Source organism: Achromobacter sp. T5-5 (assembly GCF_055397965.1).
This window is the reverse complement of the sequence record NZ_AP027919.1, coordinates 979,322-1,004,620: the sequence shown is the minus strand read 5'-3', so window position 1 is coordinate 1,004,620 and position 25,299 is coordinate 979,322. Positions and strand designations below refer to the sequence as shown.

Genomic DNA, 25,299 nt, shown 5'->3' with positions numbered 1-25,299 from the left:
GCTGGATCCTTTACAGACGCAGGTCGGAGTCGGCGGGCGACAGCACGTACTTCAGGTCGTACAGGATGTGGTCGGCCTTGCCGAGCTTGCGGATGCCCGCCGCGCCCATGTCCTTGAACTGGTTGTGCGCCACCGCCAGGATCACGGCGTCGTACTTGCCTTCCTCGGGCTTGGCCACCGGGGTCAGGCCGTACTCGTGCATGGCTTCGTCGGCATCGACCCACGGGTCGTAGACGTCCACTTCGACGTTGTAGTCGCCCAGCTCGCGCACGATGTCCACGATGCGCGTGTTGCGCAGGTCGGGGCAGTTTTCCTTGAAGGCAAGGCCCATCACGAGCACGCGCGCGCCCTGCACGTGGATGCGGCGCTTGGTCATGCACTTGACCAGCTGCGACACCACGTAGCCGCCCATCGAATCGTTCAGGCGGCGGCCCGCCAGGATGATTTCAGGGTGGTAGCCGATGGACTGCGCCTTGTGCGTCAGGTAGTACGGATCCACGCCGATGCAGTGGCCGCCCACCAGGCCCGGGCGGAACGGCAGGAAGTTCCACTTGGTGCCGGCCGCCTGCAGGACGGCTTCGGTGTCGATGTCCATCTTGTTGAAGATCAGCGCCAGCTCGTTGATCAGCGCGATGTTCACGTCGCGCTGGGTGTTTTCGATCACCTTGGCGGCCTCGGCCACGCGGATGGTCGGCGCCTTGTGCGTGCCGGCGGTGATGATTTCCTTGTAGAGCTGGTCCACCAGCTCGGCGACTTCCGGCGTGGAACCGGAGGTGACCTTCTTGATGGTGCTGACGCGGTGTTCCTTGTCGCCCGGGTTGATGCGCTCGGGGCTGTAGCCGGCGTAGAAGTCCACGTTGTACTTCAGGCCCGACACGCGCTCCAGGACCGGCACGCAGTCTTCCTCGGTGGCGCCGGGATAGACGGTGGATTCGTAAATCACGATGTCGCCGCGCTTGAGCACCGCGCCGATGGTCTCGCTGGCCTTGACCAACGGGGTCAGGTCCGGCTGCTTGTACTCGTCGATGGGCGTCGGCACGGTCACGATGAAGACGTTGGCTTCGCCCAATTCAGCGCGATCGGCGGTGTAGCTCAGCTGTTTGGCTTCGGCCAGTTCGGCATCGCTGACTTCCAGCGTGTGGTCGTGGCCCGCCTTCAACGCGTCGATACGGCGCGTATTGATGTCAAAGCCGATGACCGGGCGCTTCTTGCCGAACTCCACGGCCAGGGGCAGACCGACGTAGCCAAGGCCGACGACAGCGAGTTTCACATCCTGGATTCGCAACATAACTCTCCCTTCACCGTAGAACGTTTACGGCATTTTAAAGATGGTCTGGTGATGGATACCGAGCCCCCGGCGGCGATCGCCGGGGCACTCAAACTAATCGGTGGTTCGCAGCACGGACGGCAGCAACAGCCAACCCGGGCGGCGCCAGGAGACCAGGCGCGCATACAGCCAGATGTAGACGCTGGCAAAGACAACCAGGCTGGCGCTCAGGGCCCAGGCGTTGTCCCACCAGATCGTGGCCGGCACCAGCCCGATCAGCGCCAGGACCCACATGTACGGGGACGCCAGCGCATTGCAAAGCGCGGGCACGGCATGGCGCCGGCCGCGGCTGAAGGTGACACGGACCAGGCGGCGGAACACGAGTTGGTGCAGGTGCAACGCATCCGGCTGGTCCACCGGCACACCGCGCTTGAAGCGCCGGCGCCAGATCGAAAATCCCGTTTCGAAGACGGGGTAGAACAGGACCGCCAGGGCATAGAACGGCGACACCGACGGGTTGCGCACAACCAGCAGCACGGCCAGCTCGGCCAGCATGAAGCCCAGGAAATACGCGCCGCCATCGCCCAGGAACACACGCCCGAACGGGAAATTCCACACCAGGAAGCCCAGGGTCGCCGACGCCAGCGCCGCCGCCACCAGGAAGATCGGCACGTCGCCGACCTGCAGTGCAACGAGGCTGATGGACACCGCCATCAAGGTGGCGACCATGCCGGCCAGGCCGTTCATGCCGTCGACGATGTTCAAGGCATGGGTACAGCCGCCCACCGCGAACATGGTGAACAACAGCGAGACCGGCCAGAACGAAAGCACGTAATCCACAGGCGCCATGCCGACACGGCTGACGCCGCCAAGCAGCCACCACGCGATGGCCGCGGACAGGAAGGCCGCCAGCAGGCGTTTGCTGGCGCCGATATCTTTGGTGATGTCTTCAAGCAGGCCGGCCACGAAAACGGGCAACGCCGCGACGAAAAGCGCGGGCCACAGCCAGGTAAGGGTCATGTTGCTGGGTCCGAGGACCAGCAAACCGGCCAGCGTACCGGCAAGCACCGCCAGACCGCCGACGCGGGGCGTCGCGCGGGAATGATTGGCTTGGGGCTTGTTGAGGTCGCTATCGCCGGTAAAAGCGCCATGCCAGCGCTCGGACGCCACGATGAGTCCCCCCACCATGAACGCGACCACGCATATGTACAGCCAGGTCACTGGATCACCTCTGGTTGGTCTATCGAGACAGGCCCGCCATTATCGGAGGCAGGTGTAACGCCCATATATGGGAGGGATAAAGAAGTGCAATTCCGCGGCACAGAACGTAACTCGCGCAAGCGCGCGTTGTGCCCGCCGCGCAGGTGACAGGAAGGCGCTGGCGCGCCAGCGCCCGACAGTACTGGTTTCATGAAGCGATTGTAGAGCGTTCCGCCCGCGGGCACGCGAAATATCCAAGGGAAAACGCGAAGTCCGACGAGCGGCAATGCGCCGGCAGTCTGGTGCGGCGGACTTACCGCTTCTAACAAATAGGGACAGAATAATCCGAGGCAAAAAAAAGCCCGAGATCGTGAGATCTCGGGCTAAATCCACCAAAGGAGGAGGGTGGAGGAGACAACCGTGGCATGTTGGGAGCTGACCTTCTGCTCACTGCGCTGACGGGGTTTTTCACCGCGCCGTCTGCGTTTCAACATCCGATGACTGAATAGTACCCATGTTTTTTGTGCGTTGCAAGAATTTTTTTGCGCTGTTTTCAGCGAGGGTTCCTGCGTTGCTTTTTTGCCGCAAATTTTGCGCACACCCTGTGGAAAGCCGCGCCAATCAACGTCCTTCCAAAAAACCGGGTTTGTGCCGAAGGGGTTTACCCGTTGCGGACTAACCCTAGAAAACAACGGGTAATCCCACCCTGGAAATCGCACCAAATAGGTGCGCCAGGCACCACGACGCAGCCTGATTTGCGCATTGCAACATTTTTAGCGGCCCCGTTTCAGATCCAGTAGGCGGTGGTCGTCATGACCTTGGACATGGCCCGCATGGCTGTTTTCACGGGCGTGGGCAGCGGCACGCCCCCCGCCTGCTCGGCGCTGGCGCGGTGCTGGGCCTCGTCCTCTTTCATCCTCTGGACGATCTGGCGCGACCGTTCGTCTTGCACCGGCAAGGTGCGTAGATGTTCGTCCAGATGGTCCTCGACCTGTCTTTCGGTTTCGGCCATGAAGCCCAGATTGCGCGGCACCCCGGCCACGCTCGCCATGAGGCCGAGGGCAAACGACCCGGCGTACCAGACCGGATTCAGCAGGCTGGGACGGCTGCCCAGTTCGGTCAGGCGCTCGTTGCACCAGACCAGATGGTCGACTTCTTCGGCGGCGGCGTTGAGCAGGAGCGCGCGGGGCGCGGGGTCCCGGCACACGGAGGCCTGGCCGCGGTACAGCGCCTGGGCGCAGACTTCGCCGACGTGATTGACCCGCATGAGCCCGGCCGCGTGGCGTTTTTCCTGCGCCGACATGGCTTGCGGCGATTCCGGGGCGGTGGCCGGATACGGCCGGCCGGCGCTGGCGCTGCCCGACAATACCCGCAACGCGCGATCCGCTTCGGCCAGCAAGGCGTCGAGGGGACCGTGGCGGCGCCGAAGCGAGACGGGACCGGGTTTGGGCAACGTGGTGGACATGGCAGCTCCTAGGCAAATCAGACGCACTCCGCCCCTATCGCGGGGCGGGGTTCTCGTGTCCGGGATTGTACGCAACGGGTATCATCAGCCATTGACTGCGCTCAAGCGCTCAAAGCTCAAGGACTCACGCAAATGGAATGCACGATCGACTGGGGCGGCCCCAATGGCATGCTCTTTACCGCCAGCACGGGCAGCGGCCATGTGGCCGTGATGGACGGCGCCGTGGACGGCGGCGGACACAACCTGGCGCCCCGCCCCATGGAAATGCTGCTGGCCGGCACGGGCGGCTGCACCGCCTATGACGTGGTGCTCATCCTCAAGCGCGGCCGCCACGCCGTCACCGGCTGCAGCGTCAAGCTGCAGGCCGAGCGCGCCGATGCCGACCCCAAGGTTTTCACCCGCATTCACTTCGCTTTTACCGTCACGGGCCGCAACCTGCCGCGCGCGGCGGTCGAGCGCGCCGTGCAACTGTCCCACGAGAAATATTGCTCGGCTTCGGCCATGCTGGAAAAGACCGCGGCCATGACTTTTTCAGTCGACATCGTCGACACCCAGGAAGCCGCCGCCACCGCCTGAGCCGCCTCGCGCGGCCGTGGTGTAATTCGGCTTGCCTTATCTCCATACAGGCGCCGCCGCGACACAATCGCGGCGGCGCGCGTGCTTGACCCGCCGGGCGGGCAGGCACAAGGATCGCCATGAAACAATACCTGGACCTCGTTCAATCCATCCTAGACACGGGCTCGTGGCAGGAAAACCGCACCGGCATCCGCACCCTCAGCATGCCGGGCGCCTCGCTGCGCTTTGACCTGCAGCAGGGCTTTCCCGCCGTGACGACCAAGAAGCTGGCCTTCAAGTCGGCCATCGGTGAAATGGTGGGTTTCCTGCGAGCCTCCCGCAGCGCGGCGGAATTCCGCGACCTCGGCTGCAAGGTCTGGGACCAGAATGCCAACGAAAACGCCCAGTGGCTGGCGAACCCCTACCGCGAAGGCCCGGATGACCTCGGCCCCGTCTACGGCGTGCAGTGGCGCCAGTGGCCGGCCTACAAGGTGCTGGACGCCAGCCGCACGGCGCAGATCGAAGACGCCCTGTCGCGCGGCTACGCCAAGGTGGCCGACCTGGACGAAGGCGGCGCCCCCAAGGTACTGATGTACAAGGCCGTCGACCAGTTGCGGCAATGCCTGGATACCATCCATGAGCGTCCGGGCGACCGCCGCATCCTGTTCCACGGCTGGAACTGGGCCCAGATCGAGGAAATGGCGCTGCCTCCCTGCCACCTGCTGTATCAGTTCCTGCCCAACGCCACGACGCGCGAGATCTCGCTTTGCCTCTATATCCGTTCCAATGACGTGGGCCTGGGCACGCCCTTCAACCTGACCGAAGGGGCGGCCCTGCTGCACCTGGTGGGACGCCTGACCGGCTACACGCCCCGGTGGTTCACCTACTTCATCGGCGATGCGCACATCTACGAAAACCATCTGCCGATGCTGCGCGAGCAACTGACTCGAACGCCGTACGAGTCGCCGCGCCTCGTCCTCTCGGACCGCATCCCCGATTTCGCCGTGACGGGCCGCTACGAGCCCGAATGGCTGGAAAAGGTCGAGCCGGGCGACTTCTCCCTGTCCGGCTACACCCATCACGCACCGCTCACGGCCGCCATGGCCGTTTGATTTGTGCGCCGGCCGCGCGCCGGCGCCCGCCTTTCAGGGCGCATCAACAACGCGCCGGGCAGCCGCCCGGCCCCCGGTTCCTTGCACGCCCCACAGCAGGTGAAGATTGGTGAGCTTCTGGAAGCGCGTTTTCGGTATAACCCATCCCTTAGCCACGGACGCGCGTCCAGCATGCTGCGCGCCCCGCCGCTTTCGACCGGCTCCATGGGCGCGCCATGCCGCTCGCCCGAACTCCGCCGACCGCTGGCGTTGCTCCGCCCGATCCCCCATCCCTATAAAGAGAGTGTGAGAATAGCCAGCGTCGAGAGCAGGAATCTCCTTGCGTTCGGAATGCAACTGTTGACTACCAATTGATTTGAAATTCGTGCCCCGCGCCGCGGCTGTATGCGCTTAGGACAGGACCTCACAAATGCTCGTTGGAACTTATAACCCTTCGCTCGTCCTCGTATCCCTAGGGGTCGCCGTCCTGGCGTCATACACGGCGTTGGGCATGGCCAACCGCGTGAGGGCATCGAGCGGGCTGCCCGCCGCGAAGTACTGGCTGGCGGGCGGCGCGTTCGCGATGGGGGTCGGGATCTGGGCCATGCATTTCGTGGGCATGCTCGCGTTCAGCCTGCCCATCGCGATGGGCTACGACCTGCCCCTGACCGTGCTGTCCCTGGCCATCGCCATCGGCTGCTCGGCCTTCGCACTGTGGATGGTCTGCAAGGACGAATTGCCCGCCGGGCGCCTGGCCGCGGGCGCCGTGCTGATGGGCTCGGGCATCGCCGCCATGCACTATCTCGGCATGGCCGCGATGCGCATGTCGCCCGGGATCGACTACGACCCGCGGTGGTTCGCGCTTTCCGTGGTCATCGCCATTGCCGCCTCGGGCGCGGCGCTGTGGATCACGTACCGGCTGCGCCAGGATGGTCCGCGCGTGGCGCTGTCGCGCCCGCTGGCCGCGGTGGTCATGGGACTGGCGATCGTGGGCATGCACTATACGGGCATGGAGGCGGCGGGCTTTCCGGCCGGCAGCATCTGCATGGCCGCCGACGCCGGCATCTCGGCCGGCTGGCTGGCCATCGCCGTGACCGCCGTCACGCTGAGCGTGCTGGCGATCGCCCTGGTCGTGGCGGTGCTGGACAACCGGCTCGAAGCGCGCACGTCCGCCCTCGCCTCGTCGCTGGCCGAGGCCAACGAGGAACTGGTGCAGCTCGCGCTGCACGACACGCTGACCAAACTGCCCAACCGCATTCTTCTGGAAGACCGGCTGGAACAGGCCATCGAAAGCGCCAGCCGCCGCCGAGGCCATTTTGCGGTGCTGTTCTTCGACCTGGACGGCTTCAAGGCGGTCAATGACGCCTACGGACACCACACCGGCGACGCGCTGCTCATCGACCTGGCGCAACGCATCCGGCAGGCCCTGCGCACCCAGGACACGGTCGCCCGCCTGGGCGGCGATGAATTCATCGTGCTGAGCGAAGTGCTCGAACCCACCGACGCGGCCAACGTCGCCGACCGCCTGATCGACGCCATCGCCCGCCCCGTCACGGTCTACGGCCACGAAGTGCTGGTCACGTCCAGCGTGGGCATTGCGGTCTATCCGAACGACGGCGAGGACACGCACGCCCTGCTGACCAATGCCGACGCCGCCATGTACCACGCCAAGCGGCTGGGCGGCACCGGCTACAGCTTCTTCGAGCCCTCCATGAACGCGGATGCGCACGAGCAGATCGAGCTCTTGCACGACCTGCGCCTGGCGCAGGAGCGCGGCGAGTTCGTCCTGCACTACCAGCCCAAGTACGAGGCGCCTGCCGGCCCGATCATGGGCGCCGAGGCGCTGCTGCGCTGGAACCATCCGACGCGCGGCCTGGTGGGCCCGGACCAGTTCATCCCCACGGCTGAGAAGACCGGCCTGATCCTGTCGATTGGCGATTGGGTGATCAACGAGGCCTGCCGCCAGATGCGGGAATGGATCGACGTCGGCCAGGGCCACTGGACCATCGCGGTGAATATCTCGGCGCTGCAGTTCGCGCATGCCACCCTGGTCGAAACCGTGCGTTCGGCGCTGGCGCGGCATGCGATCCCGCCGTCCTGCCTGACGATCGAGGTGACCGAATCGACGGCCATGCGCGACGCCGAAGCCAGCATGACGGTGCTCAAACGCCTGTCCGAGCTGGGCGTGACGATCTCCATCGACGACTTCGGCACGGGCTACTCCAGCCTGCTGTATCTGAAGCGGCTGCCGGCCACCGAGCTGAAGATCGACCGCGGCTTCGTGAACCAGCTCGATCATGACCATGAAGACGCGGCCATCGTCGCGGCCATCGTCGCCCTGGCGCAGCAGCTCAATCTGCGCATCGTCGCCGAAGGCGTGGAAACGGCGGCGCAGCAGAAATTCCTGACCGGGCTGGGTTGCGATTCGTTGCAGGGATTCCTCCTGGGCAAGCCCATGCCAGCCACCGAATTCCTGGAACACGCGGTGCAGTGACCGGCCGGGCCCGGCGCAATTTGCTACGCTTACGGCGTTTCTCCGGACCAACCCTTACCGTTGCCAGCACGCATGCCCGCCAGCCTTACCCTGATCGTCGCCTACTCCCTCAACCGCGCCATCGGGCGCGATAACGCCCTGCCCTGGAAGCTGCCGGGCGACCTGGCGCACTTCAAGCGCAGCACGCTGGGCCACCCCATCATCATGGGCCGCAAGACCTGGGATTCGCTGGGCCGCCCCCTGCCCGGCCGCAGCAACATCGTCATCAGCCGCAACCCCGATTTCAGCGCCACCGGCGCCATCCTGGCGCCGACGCTGGAGGCCGCCGTGGCCGCCTGTGGCGACGTCCAGGAAGCCTTTGTGATCGGCGGCGCGCAGATCTACGCGCAGGCCCTGCCGCTGGCCCGGCGCGTGCTGGCGACCGAGGTCCATGCCGAGGTCGAGGGCGACGCGTTCTTCCCGCTGCTGCCGTCGTTCCAATGGAAGGAAACGGCGCGCGAGCCCCAGCCCGCCGAGAACGGCTACCGCTACGACTTCGTCACCTACGAACGCGCCTGATGTCCTGGCGGGGCCGGCCTATGCCGCGCCCGCATTGCGCATGAAGCGCCAGAGCGCGGGCGCCGCCGAATACGCCACATTGAAGCGCACCCACGGCGTGTCGGCCTCATCGGCCTCGAAGTAGGAACCGGGCGCCAGCCAGATCCCGTCCTTGAGCGCCAGCTCCGCCAGGCCGTTGGCGCCGCGTTCGCGCCATTGCCCCGCCACCTTGGCCCACAGGAACAGCCCGCCCTGCGGCCGTCCATGGATCTCGAAGCCATGCTGGCGCATCTGTTCGGCCACTTCCGTGTGCGCCTGCGCCAGCCGCTCGCGGGTGCGCGCGATGTGCGCGCGGTATCGGCCTTCGCGGATCACCTGGTGCACGATGCGTTCCATGATCTCGGGCGTGGTCAGGCCGACCGCCATCTTGGTGCGCGCGATGTCCCGGACCAGGTCGCGGTGCGCCACCACATAACCCACCCGCACGGACGGGCTGATGACCTTGGAGTAGCCGCCCAGGTAGACGACCCGGCGCGCGCCGTCCAGCGCCGCCAGCATCGGCGTCACGCCCGGCGCCAGTTCGCGCGAGATGTCGTCTTCGATGACCCACAGCCCGTGACGCTCGGCCGCCTGCAGGATGCGGAACGCATTGGGCATGCTGATGCTCGCCCCCGAGGGATTCTGCAGCGCGGTATTGATGAAGAGCGCGCGCGGCCGATGCTGGGCCGCCACGCGCTCGAGCGCGTCGCAATCCAGGCCGTCGATGCTGCGCGGCACCGCGATGACGCGCAGGCCCGCCAGGCGCAACAACTGCAGCAGGTTGGCATAGGCCGGCTGCTCGACGACGACCGTGTCGCCGGGCCGCAGCAAGGTGCGGATCACCGTGTCCAGGCCATGCGTGACGCCCTGCGTCAGCAGCACCTGCGACACCTCGACCTCCATGCCCTGCGCGCTCAGGCTGGCGGCGATGGTCTCGCGCAGCGGCGCGTAGCCATACGGATGGCCGTAGTTGGCGATGCGCATCGCCGGCACGCGCCCCATGTGGCGCAGCGCCATGTGCAGCCCTTCCTCGTTCAGCCACTCGCCCGGCAGCCAGCCGCAGCCCGACTTGATGGGGATGGAATGGTCCGCGAAGATGTCCGACAGCAGCCACCCGGCATTCAGCCGGGGCGGCTCCCAGGACAAAGGTTCGGCGCGCCGCGCCGGCGCGTCCGGCGAGGCCACCCGGTAGCCCGCGCCGGGGCGGGCAGCCAGCCAGCCCTGCGACACCAGGCGGCTGTAGGCGCTGGCCACCGTGAAGGTGCTGACACCATGCTGGCGCGCAAACTCGCGGACCGAGGGTAGGGACATACCCGGACGCAGGGTCTGCGCCTCCACGGCGCGCAGGATGGCCGCGACCAACTGCTCGACGAGGGTGGGCGCGGCCCCGCGGCCGCGGATGGGTTGGAAGTCGATCACGGACTAACTGTACAGTTGTGGTGCCTGTAACTATACAGTTAGCGCCAAATGCGCGGATTGTATATTTTCATTCGCGGCGGGACGTTCCAGAATCGTCCGAATCCCGCTGCCTGCGCGCGTTTCGCGGCGGCCGCGGTTGTCCCTCTTCCGGAGTCACCATGAACGCCCCCGCCCAGTTGCCCGACCTGTCCCATCTCTGGATGCCTTTCACGGCCAACAAGCAGTTCAAGGCCCAGCCGCGCATGCTGGCGAAGGCCAAAGGCATGTACTACACGTCCACCGACGGGCGCCAGATCCTGGACGGCACCGCCGGCCTGTGGTGCGTGAACGCCGGGCACGGCCGCGAGGAAATCGTCGAGGCGATCGCCCGCCAGGCCGGCGTCATGGATTACGCGCCGGGCTTCCAGCTTGGCCACCCGCTCGCCTTCGAGGCCGCCACCGCCGTCGCGGGCCTGATGCCGCAGGGCCTGGACCGCGTGTTCTTCACGAACTCCGGCTCCGAATCCGTGGACACCACGCTGAAGATCGCCCTGGCCTACCACCGCGCGCGCGGCGAAGGCCAGCGCACCCGCCTGATCGGGCGCGAGCGCGGCTACCACGGCGTGGGTTTTGGCGGCATCTCGGTGGGCGGCATTTCGGCCAACCGCAAGACCTTCTCGGGCGCCTTGCTGCCCGCCGTGGACCACCTGCCCCACACCCATAACCTGGAACACAACGCCTACTCGAAGGGCCAGCCCGCCTGGGGCGCCCACCTGGCCGACGAGCTGGAACGCATCATCGCCCTGCACGACCCCTCGACCATCGCCGCCGTGATCGTCGAGCCCATGGCCGGCTCCACGGGTGTGCTGATCCCGCCCAAGGGCTACCTCGAAAAGCTGCGCGAAATCACCGCCAAGCACGGCATCCTGCTGATTTTCGATGAGGTCATCACCGCCTACGGCCGCCTGGGCGCCGCCACGGCATCCGAGTTCTTCGGCGTGACGCCGGACATCATCGCCATGGCCAAGGGCGTGAGCAACGCCGCCGTCCCGGCCGGCGCGGTCGCCGTCAAGCGCGAGGTGCATGATGCCATCGTCAACGGACCGGCGGGCGGCATCGAGTTCTTCCACGGCTATACCTATTCGGCGCACCCCCTGGCGGCCGCCGCCATCCTGGCCACCCTGGACATCTATCGCCGCGAAGACCTGTTCGGCCGGGCGCGCAAGCTGTCCGGCGCTTTCCAGGACGCGGCGCACGGCCTGAAGGGCGCGCCGCACGTCATCGACGTGCGCAACCTGGGCCTGGTGTCCGGCATTGAACTGGCCCCGCGCGAGGGCGCCCCCGGCGCACGCGCCGCCGAAGTCTTCCAGCGCTGCTTCGACAGCGGCCTGATGGTGCGCTATACCGGCGATATCATCGCCGTCTCGCCCCCGCTCATCATCGACGAAGCCCAGATCGGCCAGATCTTCGAGCAGATCGGCAAGATCCTGAAAGAGGTTGCCTGAGTATTCCCCAGCCGCGCGCCCGCCCAAGGCGCCAGTTCCGCAGACGGGCGGCCCGCGCGGCCGCCCACCGCATTCTTGACGAATTCCCGCACCGAGCCTTACACCCATGAAGAAGATTTCCCATTTCATCAACGGCCAACCCTACGAGGGCGGCAGCAGCCGCTACGCCGACGGCTTCAATCCGGCCACCGGCGAGATCTGCTCGGCGATCCCCCTGGCCTCGAACGACGACGTGGCGCTGGCCGTGGCCGCCGCCAAGGCGGCATTCCCCGCCTGGTCCGAGACGCCGGCGCTCAAGCGCGCCCGCATCCTCTTCAACTTCAAGGCGCTGCTGGACAAGCACCAGGACGAACTGGCCGAGCTGATCACCCGTGAACACGGCAAGGTGTTTTCGGACGCCAAGGGCGAAGTGATGCGCGGCATCGAGATCGTCGAATTCGCCTGCGGCATCCCGCAACTGCTCAAGGGCCAGTATTCCGACCAGATCGGCGGCGGCATCGACAACTGGAGCATGCGCCAGGCGCTGGGCGTGGTGGCCGGCATCACGCCGTTCAACTTCCCGATGATGGTGCCGTGCTGGATGTTCCCCGTCGCCATCGCCTGCGGCAACACCTTTGTCCTCAAGCCGTCCGAACGCGATCCCTCCGCCTCCGTGCGCCTGGCCGAACTGCTGGCCGAAGCGGGCCTGCCCGCCGGCGTCTTCAACGTGGTGCATGGCGACAAGCTCGCCGTGGACGCGCTGATTTCGCACCCGGACGTCGAGGCGTTGTCCTTCGTCGGTTCCACGCCCATCGCGGAGTACATCTACGCCGAAGGCACCAAGCGCGGCAAGCGCGTGCAGGCGCTGGGCGGCGCCAAGAACCATCTCGTGGTCATGCCCGACGCCGACCTGGACCAGGTGACCGACGCGCTGATGGGCGCGGCCTACGGTTCCGCGGGCGAACGCTGCATGGCCATCTCGGTGGCCGTGGCGGTGGGCGACGTGGCCGACAAGGTCGTCGAACGCCTCACGCCGCGCGTCAAGGCGCTGGTGGTCAAGGACGGCATGCAGGCCGACGCCGAAATGGGCCCGCTGGTGACCGCGCAGCATCGCAAGAAGGTGATGGGCTACATCGAGGACGGCATCGCCAGCGGCGCCGACCTGGTGGTCGATGGCCGCGACCTGACGGTGCCCGGCAACGAGAAGGGCTTCTTCCTGGGCGGCACGCTGTTCGACAACGTGAAGCCCGCGATGAACATCTACCGCGAAGAGATTTTCGGACCGGTGCTGTGCATCGTGCGCGTGCCGGACTTCGCCAGCGCGGTGGAGCTGATCAACGCGCATGAGTTCGGCAACGGCGTCGCATGCTTCACCTCCGACGGCGGCGTGGCGCGCGCCTTCGCCCGCCAGATCAAGGTGGGCATGGTGGGCATCAACGTGCCCATCCCCGTGCCCATGGCCTGGCATTCGTTCGGCGGCTGGAAGCGCTCGCTGTTCGGCGACCACCACGCGTATGGCGAGGAAGGCATCCGCTTCTATTCCCGCTACAAGAGCGTGATGCAGCGCTGGCCGGACAGCATCGCCAAGGGCGCAGAATTCACGATGCCTGTAGCGAAGTGAGGCCCCCCCCCGAAGCGCTGCCGCGCTTCCCCCCCAGGGGGGCGTCGCAGCGGACCGGCGGAGCCCGGATCCGCGCGACTGCGCTTTGGGACACCGTCACGGGTTAGGGGCGCTTAGCCTATCGCGCGATTCCATGGACGGGAGCGTCCGTGAAATTCTGACACTGGCGCGGCGTTTCGCCGCGCCATCCGAATATCTGTACGACAAGGGGAAACCTGATGCGCATCGGGATCGGCGGCTTTCAGCATGAGACCAATACGTTCGCGCCGTCGCGCGCGGCGTGGGAGGATTTTGCGGACAAGGGCGGGGGGTGGCCGAAGCTGGTCAGCGGGCCCGCGATGTTCGAGGCGGTGGCGGGGGCGAACATTCCGGTGGCGGGCTTTATCGAGGCCATGGGGCAGCATGCGCTGATACCCACGACGTGGGCCGCGGCGAGCCCCTCCGGCCACGTCACCCGCGATGCGTTCGAACGCATCAGCGCGATGATCCTGCAGGGCCTGTCGCAGGCGCTGCCGCTGGACGGCGTCTACCTGGACCTGCACGGCGCCATGGTCACCGAGCACCTGGACGACGGCGAAGGCGAACTCCTCAAACGTGTGCGCGAACTGGTCGGTCCGGACGTGCCGGTCGTGGCCAGCCTGGACCTGCACGCCAACGTGACCCGCGCCATGGTGCGCCATGCCGACGCGCTGGTCTGCTATCGCACCTATCCCCACATCGACATGGCCGAGACCGGGCAGCGCGCCGCCGGCCTGCTGGCGCAGCGCCTTGCCGGCGTGCCGCGCCACTACGTGGCTCTGCGCAGCCTGCCCTTCCTGATTTCCCTGTGCTGGCAGTCCACCGATATCGAGCCGGCGCGCAGCCTGTACCAGCGGGTGGGCGACATGGAAGCGCGCGGCGCGGCAAGCGTGTCTTTTGCGACCGGTTTTCCGGCCGCGGACTTTCCCGAATGCGCGCCCACGGTCTGGGCCTACGGCGCCACGCAGGCCGACGCCGACGCCGCCGCCGACGAGATGGCGCGCGCGGTGCTCAATGCGGAGCAGGACTTCGGCGGCAGGCTCTACACGCCGGACGAAGCCGTGCAGGAAGCGCTGCGGCTCGCCCGCGGCGCCAACAAGCCGGTGGTGATTGCCGACGCGCAGGACAACCCCGGCGCGGGCGGCAGCTCCGACACCACCGGCCTGCTGCGCGCGCTGATCCGCCACGACGCGCGCGATACCGCCATCGGCCTGATCGTGGACCCGGCCGCCGCGCTGGCCGCGCACCGTGCCGGCGAAGGCAACACGCTGCGGATTGCACTGGGTGGACATTCGGGTATTCCCGACGACGCTCCCCTGGACGCCGAATTCATCGTCGAAAAAACGTCCGACGGACGCTTCGATACGCATGGCGCGTTCTATCGCGGCTTTCACATGGACCTGGGCGCCAGCGCCTGCCTGCGCATCGGCGGCGTGCGCATCATCGTCGCCTCCAACAAGGTGCAGATGGCCGACCAGGAAATGTTCCGCTTCGCGGGCGTGGAACCCACGCGCGCGGCGATCCTGGTGGTCAAGAGTTCGGCGCATTTTCGCGCCGATTTCACCGCCATCGCGCACACGATCCTGGTCTGCGCCGCCCCCGGCTCCATGCTGATGGATGCGGCAAAACAACCATGGACACGGTTGCGTCCCGGTATCAGAATGGCGCCTTGCGGACCGGTATTCGACGGCCGGGCCGCAGCGACAGCCTGACCCTCGCGCGCCGCCGTTGCGCGGCGCGTCAACGACGTAGCGGCCCATCGCGCCGCTCACTACGCTTCAAGGGGAAATTACATGCTCAAGTTTGTCCGAGCGGCCGCATTGGCCGGCGTCACTCTCGCGATGGCTCACGGCGCCTACGCCGAGACCGTCATCAAGACGGTGATGCACTCGCCTCTGCGCCTGACCGATCCGCACGCCACCACCGCCTACATCACGACGTGGCACGGCTACATGATCTACGACACCTTGCTGGCCACCGATGCCGACAACAAGGTGCAGCCGCAGATGCTTGAGAAGTGGGAGGTCTCGCCCGACGGCAAGACCTACACCATGACGCTGCGCCCCGGCCAGAAGTGGCACGACGGCCAGCCGGTGACGGCCGAGGACTGCGTCGCGTCGATCAAGCGCTGGGCCGCGGGCGACGGCATGGGCCGCACGCTGCTGAAGTTCACCGACAAGATCGAAGTCATCGACGACAAGAGCTTTCGCATCGTCATGAAAGAACCCACGGACCTGGCGCTGCGCGCCCTGTCCAAGCCCACCGGCACCGCGCCGTTCATGATGCCCAAGCGCATCGCCGAACAGCCCATTGGCAAGCCCATCACCGACATGACCGGTTCGGGTCCGTTCAAGATCGCCGAATTCAAGCCGGGCGTGAAGACCGTCTACGTCAAGAACACCGACTACGTGCCGCGCAAGGAACCCGTCAGCGGCCTGGCCGGCGGCAAGGTCGTCAACGTGGACAAGGTCGAGTGGGACGTCATGCCCGACGCGCTGACCACCGCCAACGCGCTGCTCGGCGGCGAGATCGACTTCGTCGAGCAGTTCCCGTATGACCTGCTGCCGATGATCGAAGGCAACAAGGATCTGAAGGAAGAGTCGCTCAGCCCGGTCGGCTACTTCACGATGTACCGCTTCAACTTCAAGTACCCGCCCTTCGACAACAAGAAGATCCGCCAGGCCGCCATGTACGCCATCGGCCAGGAAGACGTGATGAAGGCGCTGGTCGGCAATCCCAAGTACTGGAAGACCTGCGCCTCGCTGTGGGGCTGCGGCACGCCGCTGGAAAGCGATATCGGCAAGGAAATGGTCGTTCCGTCGAACATCGAGAAGGCCAAGGCGCTGCTCAAGGAAGCGGGCTACGACAACACGCCCATCCTGGTCATGCACGCCACCGACGTCGGCACGCTGTCGGCGCAACCGGTCGTGATGGCCGCGGCGCTGCGCAAGGCCGGCTTCAACGTCAACCTGGCGGCGATGGACTGGCAGAGCGTGGCCACCCGCCGCGCCTCGAAGGCCGCGCCCGCCGAAGGCGGCTGGAACGTCCACAACACCAACTGGTACGCCACCGACGTGATGGATCCGGTGCGCTCGGCCCCGGCCGCCGCCAACGGCGACAACGCCTGGTTCGGCTGGCCCGACTTCCCGCAGATCGAAGAACTGCGCACGAAGATGGCGCTCACCGCCGACCCGGCCGAACAGAAGAAGATCGCCGACGAAGTGCAGCGCATCGGCATCGACGAAGGCCTGTACGTGCCGCTGGGCCAGATGTCCGTGCCCACCGTCTATTCGACCAAGCTGTCGGGCCTGGTGCACGCGCCGGTCTTTGCATTCTGGAACGTCAAAAAGGCCCCTTGAAGGGGCAGGGGCCCGCGCGCGGCTTGCGGTAGCGCGCGCGGGCCCTCTTAGATCTCATAGAGATCAGGGGGAATTACATGCTGGCATTTGTCTCACGCCGGCTCCTCGCGACCATCCCCGTGCTGGTGATGGTCGCGGTGGTGGTCTTTGCGATATTGCGTTTCAGCCCCGGGGATCCGGCCATCATCATGGCGGGCGACGGCGCCACGCCCGAGCGTATCGTCCAGATACGGCAGACGATGGGCCTGGACCAGCCGGTGGTCAAACAATTCTTCATCTGGGGCGGCAGGCTCCTGCAGGGCGACCTGGGCACCTCGCTCATGTCCGGCGTGCCGGTCACCAAGCTGATCGGACAGCGTCTCGAACCTTCCCTCAGCCTGGCAGTCCTGACGCTGGTGTTCACGCTGATCGTCGCCATTCCGCTGGGCGTTTTGGCCGCCTGGCGCCAGGGCAAGCTCCTGGATCGCGCGGTGATGGGCTTTTCGGTGCTGGGATTCTCGGTGCCGGTGTTCGTCACGGGCTATCTGCTGATCTGGATCTTCGCCATCAAGCTGGGCTGGTTCAACGTGCAGGGCTATACGCCGCTGGAAAGAGGTTTCTGGCCCTTCCTGCACCGGCTCATCCTGCCTTCGCTGGCGCTGTCCACCGTCTACGTGGCGCTGATCGCCCGCATCACGCGCACCAGCGTCATCGAGGTCATGGGCGAGGATTTCATCCGCACGGCCCGCTCCAAGGGTCTGGGCGAAACGGGCGTGCTGCTCGGGCATGCGCTGCGCAATGCCGCCGTGCCCATCGCCACGGTCGTGGGCGTGGGCATCGCGCTGCTGATCAGCGGCGTCGTCGTGACGGAATCGGTATTCAACATCCCCGGCCTCGGCCGGCTGGTGGTGGAAGCCGTGCTGGCGCGCGACTACCCGGTCATCCAGGGCCTGACGCTCTTCTTCGCGTTCGTCTACGTGTTCATCAATCTTGTTGTCGATTGCGCCTATACGGTGTTCGACCCGCGGATCAGGTACTGACACCATGAGCATGCAAACGCCAACCGACGCCGCCGCGCAGGCGGCCGCCGACCTCCCCGGAGGCGGCACTCCCCATGTCACCGCCTGGCGGCAGATCCGCCAGGGGCTCAAGAGCTGGCCCGTCATGCTGGCGCTGGTGGTGCTGACGGCGATCGTCTTGATCGCCCTCTTCGCGCCGCTGCTGGGCACGGTCGACCCAACCCTCCTGAACCCGGGCGCGCGGCTCAAGCAGCCTTTCACCGATTACCTGCTGGGCACCGACGCCTTCGGCCGCGACGTCTGGTCGCGCGTGGCCTACGGCGCGCGCATCTCGCTGATCGCGGGCCTGGGCGCGGCCGTGGTCAGCGTGGTCATCGGACTGGTCATCGGCGTCATCGCCGGCTGGTTCCGGTCGCTGGACGGTCCCATCATGCGCACCATGGACGCCATCATGGCGATTCCCGGCATCCTGCTGGCGATCGCCCTGGTGTCGGTCACCGGCGCCAGCATCACGACCGTGCTCGTGGCCATCACCATTCCGGAGATCCCGCGGGTGGTGCGCCTGGTGCGCGGGCAGATCCTGAGCGTGCGCGGCGAACCCTACGTCGAAGCCGCGCTGGCGCTGGGCACGCCGCTGCCCCTGCTGTTGTGGCGCCACATGGTGCCCAGCACCATCGCGCCGCTGACCGTGCAGGGCACGTACGTGTTTGCGTCCGCCATGCTGACCGAAGCCATCCTGAGCTTCCTGGGCGCGGGCATCCCGCCCGAGATCGCGTCCTGGGGCAACATCATGTCCGAAGGCCGCATGTACTTCCGCATGCTGCCCGGCCTGATCCTGTTCCCCGGACTGTTCCTGTCGCTGACCGTGCTCAGCGTGAACATCCTGGGCGACGCCTTGCGCGACGCGCTGGACCCGAAAATGGTGCGCAGGATCTGATGCCGATGAACTATTCCCCCAATCCCCCCGCGGGCGATACCTCGTCCGCCATCCTGGCCATCCGCAACCTGTCGGTCGAAGTCGCGGGCGCGGGCAACCGCGTCGTGCGCAACCTCAGCCTGGACGTGCACGCCGGCGAAACGGTCTGCGTGGTCGGCGAGTCCGGTTCGGGCAAGTCCGTCACGTCGCTGGCCGTCATGGGCCTGCTGCCGCAAGGCATCCTGCGCATCAGCGCCGGCTCCGTCCGCGTCGAGGGCGAAGACGTCGCCACCGCCACGCAGCGGCGCCTGCGCGAAATGCGGGCCACGCGCATGGCGATGGTCTTCCAGGAACCCATGACCGCGCTGAACCCCGTGCACACGGTGGGCAAGCAGGTCGACGAAGTGCTGCGCCTGCACCGCAAGGCCATGTCCGCGGCCGAGCGCCGCGCCAAGGTGCTGGACATGTTCCAGTCGGTGCACCTGCCCGACATCGAACGTATCTACGACGCTTATCCGCATCAGCTCTCCGGCGGCCAGCGCCAGCGCATCGTGATCGCGATGGCGCTCATCCTGGAGCCCAAGCTGCTGATCGCCGACGAGCCCACCACGGCCCTGGACGTCACCACGCAGAAGCAGATCCTGTCGCTGATCAAGGAGCTGCAGGTCAAGCACCAGACCGCGGTGCTGTTCATCACCCACGATTTCGGCGTGGTGGCCGAGATCGCCGATCGCATCGTCGTCATGAACCGCGGCGACCTGATCGAAAGCGGGACGCGCCACGAGATCCTGGCCGAACCCAAGCAGTCCTATACGCGCCGCCTGGTGTCCTCGGTGCCCAGCCTGGTGCCCTCGCGCCGCGACGCGCCCGCCGGGACGCCCGTGCTGCACGTCAAGGGCCTGGGCCGCACGTATGCCGGCAAGAGCTCGATGTTTTCCCGCAAGGCGTCGCAGGGCGTCATCGCCGCCACGGACGTCAACCTGACGCTGCGCAAGGGCGAGATCCTGGGCATCGTCGGCGAATCCGGCTCCGGCAAGTCGACGGTGGCGCGCTGCATCGTGCGGCTCATCGAGCCCACGGCGGGGCACATGATGATGGGCGGCGAAGACCTCAGCACGCTGTCCGGGTCGGCGCTGCGTCCGGTTCGCCGGCGCATCCAGATCGTGTTCCAGGATCCGTACCGCTCGTTGAATCCGCGCCGCACGGTCGGCGAATCCATCATCGAAGGGCTCCTGAACTTCGGCGTGCCGCGCGACCAGGCGCTCAAGCGCGCCGGCGAGACGCTGAGCGTGGTGGGCCTGAGCCCCGACGCCATGCGCCGCTATCCGCACCAGTTCTCGGGCGGCCAGCGCCAGCGCATCTGCATCGCGCGCGCCCTGGTCATGGACCCCGAGATCCTGGTGGCCGACGAGGCCGTCTCGGCGCTGGACGTGTCGGTCCAGGCCCAGGTGCTGGAACTGCTGGAACAGGTGCGCGAGCGCACGGGCGTGGGCGTGCTGTTCATCACGCACGACCTGCGCGTGGCCGCGCAGATCTGCGACACCATCATGGTGATGCAGCGCGGCCAGGTCGTCGAAACGGGCTCGGCCGAAACCGTGCTGACCGAGCCCCGCCATGAATACACGCGGGCCCTGATCGACGCCGCGCCCGGCCGCGACTGGGACTTCCGCAACTTCCGTCCCATCGCGTCCGGCCTGATGCCGGCCGCGTCGCCCGCCTCCTGACAAACTTGCGCACCACTGGAATCGAGATGCCGCAACCGCATGAACTGTCCGCCCATGAACTTCTCCAGGCGTATCGCAGCAAGACCCTCTCGCCCGTGGAGGTCACCCGCTCCGTGCTGGACCACATCGCGCGCTGGGAACCCCGGCTGAAGGCGACCTACGCGCTGGATCCGGAAGGCGCGCTGGCCATGGCCCGCGCGTCCGAGGCCCGCTGGATGAAGGGCGAGCCGCAGACCTGCGGCGGCGTGTCGCTCGACGGCGTGCCCGCCACCATCAAGGAGAACATCGCCACCCGCGGCGTGCCGGTGCCCCTGGGCACCGCGGCCACCGACCTGACCCCGGCGGCGGCCGACGCCCCGCCCGCGGCGCGCATGCGCGAGGCGGGCGCCGTGCTGCTCGGCAAGACCACCATGCCCGACTACGGCATGCTGTCGTCCGGGCTGTCCAGCTTCCACGACCTGACGCGCAACCCGTGGGACCTGACCAAGAACCCGGGCGGCTCCAGCGCGGGCGCCGGCGCGGCCGCGGCCGCTGGCTACGGGCCGCTGCACATCGGCACCGACATCGGCGGCTCGGTCCGGCTGCCCGCGGCCTGGTGCGGCATCGCCACCCTCAAGCCCAGCCTGGGACGCATCCCCATCGACCCGCCCTTCATGGGCCGTTGCGCCGGTCCCATGACGCGCACCATCACCGACGCGGCCCTCATGATGGGCGTGCTGTCCCAGCCGGACGCGCGCGACCACATGAGCCTGCCCTATCAGGCGTTCGACTGGCTGGACCTGGAGCAAGACGTGCGCGGCCTGCGCATCGGCCTGCTGCTGGACGCGGGCTGCGGCCTGCCGCTGGATCCGGAAACCCGCGAGGCGGTCGAGGCCGCCGCGCGCGCCTTCGAAGCCGCGGGCGCCATCGTCACGCCCATGCAGCCCTGGATGACGCCCGACATGCTGGACGGCGTGGACCGCTTCTGGCGCACCCGCTCGGCCATCGACCTGGCCGCCCTGCCCGACGAGCGCCGCGCCAAGATCCTGCCCTTCATCCGCGCCTGGGCCGAGAGCGGCGCCGGACACAGCGGCGAAGCGGTCTTTCGCAGCTACTACGAGACGCTGAACGTGCGGGCGCGCACCGTCGCGGCCTGCGCCCCGTTCGACTACGTGCTGTCGCCCGTCGCGCCGGTCGTAGCCTACAACGCCGAGTGGCCCTCGCCTACCAACGAGGTCGCCACCACCATGCACCACATCGGTTTCACGCTGCCCTTCAACATGAGCGAGCAGCCCGCCGCCTCGGTCAATTGCGGCTACACCAAGGCAGGCCTGCCGATCGGGCTGCAGATTGCCGGCCCGCGCTTTGACGACCTGGGCGTGCTGCGCATTGCGCGCGCCTGGGAGCGGATGCGCCCCGCGCAGCGCCCCTGGCCCCAGCCGCCCGCGGCAAACTGACTTTCCACGGCAACCCACAGGAACTTCCCATGCGTTGGCTTTTGGCAATGATCAAGCACGAGACGAATACGTTTTCGCCCGTGCCCACCCCGCTCGAGCGCTTCTTTCGCGGCAGTCCCGAGATCCTGGCCGGCGAGCGCGCCATCAAGGCCTATGAAAACACCGACAGCGGCCTGGGCGGCTACATCGAAGTCGCGCGCCGCGAAGGCGCCGAGATGGTGGTGCCGGTGGCGGCGGAATCCTGGCCCAGCGGTCCGACCAGCGCCGCCACGCACGAACGGCTGTGCGAGCTGGTCCTGGACGAGGTCAGGCGCGGCGGCTTCGACGCCATCCTGCTGGACCTGCACGGCGCCATGGTCGCCGAGGGCGTGGAGGACGCCGAAGGCGACCTGCTGCGCCGCCTGCGCGAGATCGATCCCACGACGCCGGTGGCCGTGACGCTGGACATGCACGCCAACCTCTACGACGACATCGTCAGCAACGCCACCGTCATCAGCGGCTTTCACACTTATCCGCACGTGGACATCCGCGACGCGGGCGTGCGCGCGGCCAATGTCATCGTCCGCACGCTCAAGGGCGAGATCAGGCCGGTGATGGCCTGGGCCAACCGGCCCATGCTGCCGCACATCATGTGCCAGGGCACGCACGCCGCGCCCAACAAGCCCCTGCAGGAGCGGTGCAAGGAACTGGAGGCGGGCGGCGTGCTGGCCGCCTCGGTCTTCGTGGGCTTTCCGCACGCGGACATCCGCGAGGCGGGCCTGAGCGCCGTGGTCTGTACCGACGGCAATCTCGCCGCCGCCGAACAGCATCGCGACGAACTGCTGGACCGCGCCTGGAACGGCCGCGCCGACTGGGTGTTCCATTCCGAACCGCTGGCGCCCACGATTGCGCGCGCCAAGGCCATCGAACAAGGCCCGGTCGTGCTGCTGGACCACTACGACAACACGGGCTCGGGCGGCACCATGGACACGACGGCCGTGCTGGCCGAAGTGATGCGCCAGGAACTGGACAACGTGGTCTTCTACGCCATCTGCGACCCGCAGGCCGCGCGCGAGGCGGCCGATGCCGGCGTGGGCAGCACCATTACGATCAAGCTGGGCGGCAAGATGGCGATGCCGGCGCTCAGCCAACCCAGCGAACCGCTGGAAGTCACCGGCCGCGTCAAGCTGGTGTTCGACGGCGTTTACCTGAACCGCGGCCCCATGTACCGCGGCGTGCGCAACGACACCGGCCTGACCGTGGTGATCGACACCGGCCGCGTGGAGATCGTGGTCGTGTCGCGCCACCAGGAGCCCTTCGACATCAATTGCCTGCTGTCGGCGGGCATCGACCCGCTGCAAAAGCGCTACGTCGTCCTGAAGAGCCGGATCCACTGGCGCGCGGGCTTTTCGGACATGGCCACCGAAATCATCGAATGCACCGGCGTGGGCGTCACCACCTCCGACTACGGCCAGCTTGAATTCAAGCACGTGCGCCGCCCGATCTATCCGCTCGACCCGCTGTAAAACCAGGCGCTTTGTCGACAAAAAAGCCGGCGCGCATGCGCCGGCTTTCATTTTGAAATCTTCGGTAACGGCACGCGCGTTCGGGTAGACACGCGTCTCGGTATACTCCGCCGCGGGCCTTACAGGCCGATGAACACGCGTATTCCGGATGCGTCCGCAGTTGCGGCAGCGGCTCCATGAGCCGCCATCGCCGGATATGACTCGATAATCAACGATACAAGCAGAACGATGAAAAAGAGCGTAGCGATCACCCTCGGCGTGGTCATAGTGGGAGCGGGAAGCTGGGTTGGCGCCACGTGGTACACCGGCAAGCGGATCGAAGCGGACTCGCAGCGCTATCTGGCGCAAGCCAATGAAAAGCTGGCCAAGATCACGCCGTTGTTCGGTCTGCGCATCGATCAGTTGAAATACGAACGCGGCCTGTTTTCGACGCAGGCGCGCTATGGCGTGTCCTTCCTCAAGAACGACAAGAGCCCGAACGACATGCCCCCGGGCATGATCGAGTTCGACGCCAACGTCGAGCATGGCCCCTTCCCCAAGAGCGCCCTGGCCCGCGGCGCCATCGCGCCCAAGCTGGCCTTCATCCACAGCGAGATCGCCAAGACCGACAACGTTGCGCCCGTGTTCGAGCTGACCAAGGGCGTCTCGCCCCTGATGAGCGACGCCATCGTCGGCTACGGCGGCAACGCCACGTCGACCGCCATGATCGCCCCCATCACCGTCACGCATGACGGCAATGCGCTCGATTTCAGCGGCATGAAGGTGGAAGGCACCTTCGACCGCGACACGCAGGCCGTCACCGCGCACGGCTTGATGGACAAGCTGGAAGTCGATGGCACCAAGAGCCACGATCCGGTGAAGATCACCCTGGCCGGCCTGACCCTGGACGTCGACAGCCGCATGGGCAAGTTCGGCATTTCGATGGGCAATTCCGACCTGAAGATCAAGCGCCTGGACGTCCTGCGCCCGACCGAAGACATCAAGTTCTCGCTGGACAACTTCGCCTATGGCGTCAAGCTGTCCGAGGACGACAAGACGATCAACGTGCAGGCCGCTTACAACACCGGCGACATGACCGTGAACGACGTGGCGCTGGGCAGCGGCCAGGCCGTGGTCAAGCTGGCCAAGCTGGACGGTCCGGCCGTCAAGCAACTGTCCGACACCTACAACCAGCTCGTGCGTCAGCTCATGATGGGCGTCAGCGACGAAGGCCTGAAGGACGAACAGTTCGACGTGATTCTGGACAACGCCGGCAAGCTGCTGGCGGGCAATCCGTCGTTCAGCATCGATCCCTTGAGCTGGAAGACGGCCAAGGGCGAGAGCAAGCTGACCTTCTCGCTGGAACTGGCCAACCCGGCCAACGTCAAGGACCTCACCCCGCAGGAAATCGCGGTCCAGGCGATCAAGAAGATCGATGCCTCGCTGGTCATTTCCAAGCCCATGATCCAGGACCTGATGGTGCAGTACGCCATCAAGAAGGAAGGCGCGGCCGCCGACCAGGCCGCCGCCCAGGCCGACGAGCAGATGCGCCAGATGGCCGGCATGGCCGAGATGCTCAACGTGGGCAAGAACGACGGCGACAACATCGTCGGCCGGTTCACCTTCGCCGACGGCGTGGGCGACCTGAACGGCCAGAAGATCCCCGCCGAGGAACTGTTCAGCGGCCTCCTGGGCGCCACCGGCATGGACTCGATGGACGACGACGAGCTGTCTGGCCTGGGCATGGACCCGGACGCGGAACCCGCCGTGCCCGCCCCGGCCGTGGGCATGATGCAGGACTTCAACCTGGACGACGTCGCCAGCATGCTGGATGACATGGGCTACACCGTCACGCGCGCCGACGGCACCGACGGTCCCGTGCTGGTGCTGAACCCGGGCACCACCGGCGCCAGCGACCTGCGCCTGGAGTTCCTGTGCAACGACTTCACCGAAAAGTGCCTGGACCTGGTGTTGACCGCCACCTACAGCACCAAGAAGCCGATGACGCTCAAGGCCATCAATGCCTGGAACCAGGAATACCGCTGGTCCCGCGCCTACCTGGATGACAAGAACCAGGCCGTGCTGCAGATGGACATGAACGCGGAAGGCGGACTGGGCAAGGACAACCTGCAGATCCTGCTCAACACCTTCATCAGCATCGCCGAAGACTTCGGCGCCGAGGCCAAGGCGCCGGCGAAGTAAGCCCGCGCTGA

The 25,299-nt window shown here is 66.7% G+C and carries 18 protein-coding genes; 14 read left to right on the top strand and 4 right to left on the bottom strand.

The features are described 5' to 3' along the window. Positions 1-10 precede the first annotated feature (10 nt). The 3 genes from tviB to coq7 all read right to left on the bottom strand — a co-directional run bounded on the left by tviB (position 11) and on the right by coq7 (position 3,932). On the bottom strand, positions 11-1,288 hold the full coding sequence (tviB, locus tag ACZ50Q_RS04510) for a Vi polysaccharide biosynthesis UDP-N-acetylglucosamine C-6 dehydrogenase TviB (RefSeq protein WP_092581082.1): 1,278 nt from the start codon (positions 1,286-1,288) through the stop codon (positions 11-13). A 93-nt stretch (positions 1,289-1,381) separates the two neighbouring features. Then, positions 1,382-2,488, bottom strand: coding sequence for an MraY family glycosyltransferase (locus tag ACZ50Q_RS04505; protein WP_056325286.1), 1,107 nt, complete (start codon positions 2,486-2,488; stop codon positions 1,382-1,384). Between the two features lie 766 nt (positions 2,489-3,254). Then, positions 3,255-3,932 (bottom strand): 2-polyprenyl-3-methyl-6-methoxy-1,4-benzoquinone monooxygenase, encoded by a 678-nt coding sequence (gene coq7, locus ACZ50Q_RS04500; protein WP_464080705.1) that lies wholly within the window; start codon positions 3,930-3,932, stop codon positions 3,255-3,257. A gap of 132 nt (positions 3,933-4,064) precedes the next feature. On the opposite strand from coq7, the gene ACZ50Q_RS04495 reads away from it, so the two are divergent. From ACZ50Q_RS04495 to ACZ50Q_RS04480, 4 genes are all read left to right on the top strand, one after another. Further along, complete coding sequence (locus ACZ50Q_RS04495; protein WP_076516792.1) at positions 4,065-4,508, top strand: OsmC family protein; 444 nt, start codon at positions 4,065-4,067, stop codon at positions 4,506-4,508. Between the two features lie 119 nt (positions 4,509-4,627). Continuing rightward, positions 4,628-5,599 (top strand): thymidylate synthase, encoded by a 972-nt coding sequence (locus ACZ50Q_RS04490; RefSeq protein ID WP_092581077.1) that lies wholly within the window; start codon positions 4,628-4,630, stop codon positions 5,597-5,599. 409 nt (positions 5,600-6,008) lie between these two features. Next, positions 6,009-8,072, top strand: a complete 2,064-nt coding sequence (locus tag ACZ50Q_RS04485; RefSeq protein WP_092581075.1) for a putative bifunctional diguanylate cyclase/phosphodiesterase — start codon at positions 6,009-6,011, stop codon at positions 8,070-8,072. Positions 8,073-8,144: 72 nt separating this feature from the next. Beyond that, a complete protein-coding gene (locus ACZ50Q_RS04480; RefSeq protein WP_464080704.1) occupies positions 8,145-8,630 on the top strand; it encodes a dihydrofolate reductase in 486 nt (161 codons plus the stop codon). An 18-nt stretch (positions 8,631-8,648) separates the two neighbouring features. On the opposite strand, the gene ACZ50Q_RS04475 is transcribed toward ACZ50Q_RS04480, so the two are convergent. Next, positions 8,649-10,067, bottom strand: coding sequence for an aminotransferase-like domain-containing protein (locus tag ACZ50Q_RS04475; RefSeq protein WP_092581071.1), 1,419 nt, complete (start codon positions 10,065-10,067; stop codon positions 8,649-8,651). Between the two features lie 158 nt (positions 10,068-10,225). Between ACZ50Q_RS04475 and aptA the strand changes: the two genes are divergently transcribed. The 10 genes from aptA to ACZ50Q_RS04425 all read left to right on the top strand — a co-directional run bounded on the left by aptA (position 10,226) and on the right by ACZ50Q_RS04425 (position 25,288). Next, positions 10,226-11,551, top strand: coding sequence for an omega-aminotransferase AptA (aptA, locus tag ACZ50Q_RS04470; protein ID WP_076516802.1), 1,326 nt, complete (start codon positions 10,226-10,228; stop codon positions 11,549-11,551). 106 nt (positions 11,552-11,657) lie between these two features. Beyond that, entirely contained in the window at positions 11,658-13,151 is a 1,494-nt protein-coding gene (locus ACZ50Q_RS04465) for a CoA-acylating methylmalonate-semialdehyde dehydrogenase (protein ID WP_092581069.1), read from the top strand. Positions 13,152-13,369: 218 nt separating this feature from the next. Continuing rightward, positions 13,370-14,881, top strand: coding sequence for a M81 family metallopeptidase (locus ACZ50Q_RS04460; protein WP_076516806.1), 1,512 nt, complete (start codon positions 13,370-13,372; stop codon positions 14,879-14,881). An 81-nt stretch (positions 14,882-14,962) separates the two neighbouring features. Beyond that, positions 14,963-16,528, top strand: coding sequence for an ABC transporter substrate-binding protein (locus ACZ50Q_RS04455; RefSeq protein WP_076516808.1), 1,566 nt, complete (start codon positions 14,963-14,965; stop codon positions 16,526-16,528). A 77-nt stretch (positions 16,529-16,605) separates the two neighbouring features. Further along, complete coding sequence (locus ACZ50Q_RS04450; RefSeq protein ID WP_464080703.1) at positions 16,606-17,547, top strand: ABC transporter permease; 942 nt, start codon at positions 16,606-16,608, stop codon at positions 17,545-17,547. A gap of 10 nt (positions 17,548-17,557) precedes the next feature. Continuing rightward, entirely contained in the window at positions 17,558-18,463 is a 906-nt protein-coding gene (locus ACZ50Q_RS04445; protein WP_092581150.1) for an ABC transporter permease, read from the top strand. A 5-nt stretch (positions 18,464-18,468) separates the two neighbouring features. Beyond that, positions 18,469-20,166, top strand: coding sequence for an ABC transporter ATP-binding protein (locus ACZ50Q_RS04440; RefSeq protein ID WP_464080702.1), 1,698 nt, complete (start codon positions 18,469-18,471; stop codon positions 20,164-20,166). Positions 20,167-20,192: 26 nt separating this feature from the next. Then, positions 20,193-21,602: an amidase gene (locus ACZ50Q_RS04435; RefSeq protein ID WP_092581065.1), complete on the top strand. Its 1,410-nt coding sequence runs from the start codon at positions 20,193-20,195 to the stop codon at positions 21,600-21,602. A gap of 29 nt (positions 21,603-21,631) precedes the next feature. Then, entirely contained in the window at positions 21,632-23,107 is a 1,476-nt protein-coding gene (locus ACZ50Q_RS04430; protein WP_464080701.1) for a M81 family metallopeptidase, read from the top strand. 228 nt (positions 23,108-23,335) lie between these two features. After that, the gene (locus ACZ50Q_RS04425) at positions 23,336-25,288 is read left to right on the top strand and encodes a DUF945 family protein (RefSeq protein ID WP_464080700.1); all 1,953 of its coding nucleotides are present in this window, start codon (positions 23,336-23,338) and stop codon (positions 25,286-25,288) included. Positions 25,289-25,299: the final 11 nt, after the last annotated feature.